Source organism: Streptococcus sp. HMSC077F03, assembly GCF_001812375.1.
Taxonomy (GTDB): domain Bacteria; phylum Bacillota; class Bacilli; order Lactobacillales; family Streptococcaceae; genus Streptococcus; species Streptococcus oralis_S.
This window is the reverse complement of record NZ_KV808746.1, coordinates 1-5,152: the sequence shown is the minus strand read 5'-3', so window position 1 is coordinate 5,152 and position 5,152 is coordinate 1. Positions and strand designations below refer to the sequence as shown.

Annotated in this window: 1 tRNA gene and 3 rRNA genes; all 4 read left to right on the top strand. The window is 49.5% G+C overall.

The features are described 5' to 3' along the window. The first annotated feature begins 261 nt into the window (after positions 1-261). The 4 genes from HMPREF2853_RS00420 to rrf all read left to right on the top strand — a co-directional run bounded on the left by HMPREF2853_RS00420 (position 262) and on the right by rrf (position 5,151). Positions 262-1,810, top strand: a 16S ribosomal RNA gene (locus HMPREF2853_RS00420). A 51-nt stretch (positions 1,811-1,861) separates the two neighbouring features. Continuing rightward, positions 1,862-1,934 (top strand) — tRNA-Ala (locus HMPREF2853_RS00415). A gap of 122 nt (positions 1,935-2,056) precedes the next feature. Then, positions 2,057-4,959: ribosomal RNA gene (locus HMPREF2853_RS00410) — 23S ribosomal RNA — on the top strand. Between the two features lie 76 nt (positions 4,960-5,035). Continuing rightward, positions 5,036-5,151, top strand: a 5S ribosomal RNA gene (gene rrf, locus HMPREF2853_RS00405). The 16S, 23S and 5S rRNA genes sit together here with 1 tRNA gene alongside, the layout of an rRNA operon. Position 5,152: the final 1 nt, after the last annotated feature.

Below are 5,152 nucleotides of genomic sequence, written 5' to 3'. Positions count from 1 at the left end.
GGTAACACGGGTTCGAATCCCGTACGGACTATGGTGTATTGTGGTAAAAAAACTTGAAAAAAGTTTAAAAAATCTGTTGACAGAGGCAGGTAGCTGTGATATACTAATATAGTTGTCGCTCACGAGAGAAGTGAGAGACAAAGACCTTTGAAAACTGAACAAGACGAACCAATGTGCAGGGCACTATAACTGAAGTTATAGTACTGAACAATGAAAAAACAATAAATCTGTCAGTGACAGAAATGAGTGAGAACTCAAACTTTTAATGAGAGTTTGATCCTGGCTCAGGACGAACGCTGGCGGCGTGCCTAATACATGCAAGTAGAACGCTGAAGAGAGGAGCTTGCTCTTCTTGGATGAGTTGCGAACGGGTGAGTAACGCGTAGGTAACCTGCCTGGTAGCGGGGGATAACTATTGGAAACGATAGCTAATACCGCATAATAGTAGATGTTGCATGACATTTGCTTAAAAGGTGCAATTGCATCACTACCAGATGGACCTGCGTTGTATTAGCTAGTTGGTGGGGTAACGGCTCACCAAGGCAACGATACATAGCCGACCTGAGAGGGTGATCGGCCACACTGGGACTGAGACACGGCCCAGACTCCTACGGGAGGCAGCAGTAGGGAATCTTCGGCAATGGACGGAAGTCTGACCGAGCAACGCCGCGTGAGTGAAGAAGGTTTTCGGATCGTAAAGCTCTGTTGTAAGAGAAGAACGAGTGTGAGAGTGGAAAGTTCACACTGTGACGGTATCTTACCAGAAAGGGACGGCTAACTACGTGCCAGCAGCCGCGGTAATACGTAGGTCCCGAGCGTTGTCCGGATTTATTGGGCGTAAAGCGAGCGCAGGCGGTTAGATAAGTCTGAAGTTAAAGGCTGTGGCTTAACCATAGTACGCTTTGGAAACTGTTTAACTTGAGTGCAAGAGGGGAGAGTGGAATTCCATGTGTAGCGGTGAAATGCGTAGATATATGGAGGAACACCGGTGGCGAAAGCGGCTCTCTGGCTTGTAACTGACGCTGAGGCTCGAAAGCGTGGGGAGCAAACAGGATTAGATACCCTGGTAGTCCACGCCGTAAACGATGAGTGCTAGGTGTTAGACCCTTTCCGGGGTTTAGTGCCGCAGCTAACGCATTAAGCACTCCGCCTGGGGAGTACGACCGCAAGGTTGAAACTCAAAGGAATTGACGGGGGCCCGCACAAGCGGTGGAGCATGTGGTTTAATTCGAAGCAACGCGAAGAACCTTACCAGGTCTTGACATCCCTCTGACCGCTCTAGAGATAGAGTTTTCCTTCGGGACAGAGGTGACAGGTGGTGCATGGTTGTCGTCAGCTCGTGTCGTGAGATGTTGGGTTAAGTCCCGCAACGAGCGCAACCCCTATTGTTAGTTGCCATCATTCAGTTGGGCACTCTAGCGAGACTGCCGGTAATAAACCGGAGGAAGGTGGGGATGACGTCAAATCATCATGCCCCTTATGACCTGGGCTACACACGTGCTACAATGGCTGGTACAACGAGTCGCAAGCCGGTGACGGCAAGCTAATCTCTTAAAGCCAGTCTCAGTTCGGATTGTAGGCTGCAACTCGCCTACATGAAGTCGGAATCGCTAGTAATCGCGGATCAGCACGCCGCGGTGAATACGTTCCCGGGCCTTGTACACACCGCCCGTCACACCACGAGAGTTTGTAACACCCGAAGTCGGTGAGGTAACCTTTTAGGAGCCAGCCGCCTAAGGTGGGATAGATGATTGGGGTGAAGTCGTAACAAGGTAGCCGTATCGGAAGGTGCGGCTGGATCACCTCCTTTCTAAGGATAAGGAACTGCACATTGGTCTTGTTTAGTCTTGAGAGGTCTTGTGGGGCCTTAGCTCAGCTGGGAGAGCGCCTGCTTTGCACGCAGGAGGTCAGCGGTTCGATCCCGCTAGGCTCCATTGGTGAGAGATCACCAAGTAATGCACATTGAAAATTGAATATCTATATCAAATAGTAACAAGAAAATAAACCGAAACGCTGTAGTATTAAAAGAGTTTATGACTGAAAGGTCAAAAAATAAGGTTAAGTTAATAAGGGCGCACGGTGGATGCCTTGGCACTAGGAGCCGAAGAAGGACGTGACAAACGACGATATGCCTTGGGTAGCTGTAAGTAAGCGATGATCCAGGGATTTCCGAATGGGGGAACCCAACAGGTACTACCTGTTACCCGCATCTGTTAAGGATGTGAGGAGGAAGACGCAGTGAACTGAAACATCTAAGTAGCTGCAGGAAGAGAAAGCAAAAGCGATTGCCTTAGTAGCGGCGAGCGAAACGGCAGGAGGGCAAACCGAAGAGTTTACTCTTCGGGGTTGTAGGACTGCAATGTGGACTCAAAGATTATAGAAGAATGATTTGGGAAGATCAGCCAAAGAGAGTAATAGCCTCGTATTTAAAATAGTCTTTGTACCTAGCAGTATCCTGAGTACGGCGGGACACGTGAAATCCCGTCGGAATCTGGGAGGACCATCTCCCAACCCTAAATACTCCCTAGTGACCGATAGTGAACCAGTACCGTGAGGGAAAGGTGAAAAGCACCCCGGGAGGGGAGTGAAATAGAACCTGAAACCGTGTGCCTACAACAAGTTCGAGCCCGTTAATGGGTGAGAGCGTGCCTTTTGTAGAATGAACCGGCGAGTTACGATATGATGCGAGGTTAAGTTGAAGAGACGGAGCCGCAGGGAAACCGAGTCTGAATAGGGCGCTTTAGTATCATGTCGTAGACCCGAAACCATGTGACCTACCCATGAGCAGGTTGAAGGTGCGGTAAGACGCACTGGAGGACCGAACCAGGGCACGTTGAAAAGTGCTTGGATGACTTGTGGGTAGCGGAGAAATTCCAAACGAACTTGGAGATAGCTGGTTCTCTCCGAAATAGCTTTAGGGCTAGCGTCGACATAAAGATTCTTGGAGGTAGAGCACTGTTTGGGTGAGGGGTCCATCCCGGATTACCAATCTCAGATAAACTCCGAATGCCAATGAATTATGGTCGGCAGTCAGACTGCGAGTGCTAAGATCCGTAGTCGAAAGGGAAACAGCCCAGACCACCAGCTAAGGTCCCAAAATAATTGTTAAGTGGAAAAGGATGTGGGGTTGCACAGACAACTAGGATGTTAGCTTAGAAGCAGCTATTCATTCAAAGAGTGCGTAATAGCTCACTAGTCGAGTGACCCTGCGCCGAAAATGTACCGGGGCTAAAACAATTTACCGAAGCTGTGGATACCTTTATAGGTATGGTAGGAGAGCGTTCTATGTGTGAAGAAGGTATACCGTGAGGAGTGCTGGAACGCATAGAAGTGAGAATGCCGGTATGAGTAGCGAAAGACAGGTGAGAATCCTGTCCACCGTAAGACTAAGGTTTCCAGGGGAAGGCTCGTCCGCCCTGGGTTAGTCGGGACCTAAGGAGAGACCGAAAGGTGTATCCGATGGACAACAGGTTGATATTCCTGTACTAGAGTATGTAGTGATGGAGGGACGCAGTAGGCTAACTAAAGCAGACGAATGGAAGTGTCTGTCTAAGCAGTGAGGTGTGATATGAGTCAAATGCTTATATCTATAACATTGAGCTGTGATGGGGAGCGAAGTTTAGTAGCGAAGTTAGTGACGTCACACTGCCAAGAAAAGCTTCTAGCGTTTAAACATACTCTACCCGTACCGCAAACCGACACAGGTAGTCGAGGCGAGTAGCCTCAGGTGAGCGAGAGAACTCTCGTTAAGGAACTCGGCAAAATGACCCCGTAACTTCGGGAGAAGGGGTGCTGACTTTAAGTCAGCCGCAGTGAATAGGACCAAGCAACTGTTTATCAAAAACACAGCTCTCTGCTAAATCGTAAGATGATGTATAGGGGGTGACGCCTGCCCGGTGCTGGAAGGTTAAGAGGAGTGCTTAGGAGTAATCCGAAGGTATGAATTGAAGCCCCAGTAAACGGCGGCCGTAACTATAACGGTCCTAAGGTAGCGAAATTCCTTGTCGGGTAAGTTCCGACCCGCACGAAAGGCGTAATGATTTGGGCACTGTCTCAACGAGAGACTCGGTGAAATTTTAGTACCTGTGAAGATGCAGGTTACCCGCGACAGGACGGAAAGACCCCATGGAGCTTTACTGCAGTTTGATATTGAGTGTCTGTACCACATGTACAGGATAGGTAGGAGTCTAAGAGATCGGGACGCCAGTTTCGAAGGAGACGTTGTTGGGATACTACCCTTGTGTTATGGCCACTCTAACCCGGATAGGTTATCCCTATCGGAGACAGTGTCTGACGGGCAGTTTGACTGGGGCGGTCGCCTCCTAAAAGGTAACGGAGGCGCCCAAAGGTTCCCTCAGAATGGTTGGAAATCATTCGCAGAGTGTAAAGGTATAAGGGAGCTTGACTGCGAGAGCTACAACTCGAGCAGGGACGAAAGTCGGGCTTAGTGATCCGGTGGTTCCGTATGGAAGGGCCATCGCTCAACGGATAAAAGCTACCCTGGGGATAACAGGCTTATCTCCCCCAAGAGTTCACATCGACGGGGAGGTTTGGCACCTCGATGTCGGCTCGTCGCATCCTGGGGCTGTAGTCGGTCCCAAGGGTTGGGCTGTTCGCCCATTAAAGCGGCACGCGAGCTGGGTTCAGAACGTCGTGAGACAGTTCGGTCCCTATCCGTCGCGGGCGTAGGAAATTTGAGAGGATCTGCTCCTAGTACGAGAGGACCAGAGTGGACTTACCGCTGGTGTACCAGTTGTCTTGCCAAAGGCATCGCTGGGTAGCTATGTAGGGAAGGGATAAACGCTGAAAGCATCTAAGTGTGAAACCCACCTCAAGATGAGATTTCCCATGATTTTATATCAGTAAGAGCCCTGAGAGATGATCAGGTAGATAGGTTAGAAGTGGAAGTGTGGCGACACATGTAGCGGACTAATACTAATAGCTCGAGGACTTATCCAAAGTAACTGAGAATACGAAGTGTGAGGTTTTCTTGGTATTTGATAGATATTCAATTTTGAGTAGGTATTACTCAGAGTTAAGTGACGATAGCCTAGGAGATACACCTGTACCCATGCCGAACACAGCAGTTAAGCCCTAGAACGCCGGAAGTAGTTGGGGGTTGCCCCCTGTGAGATATGGAAGTCGCTTAGCT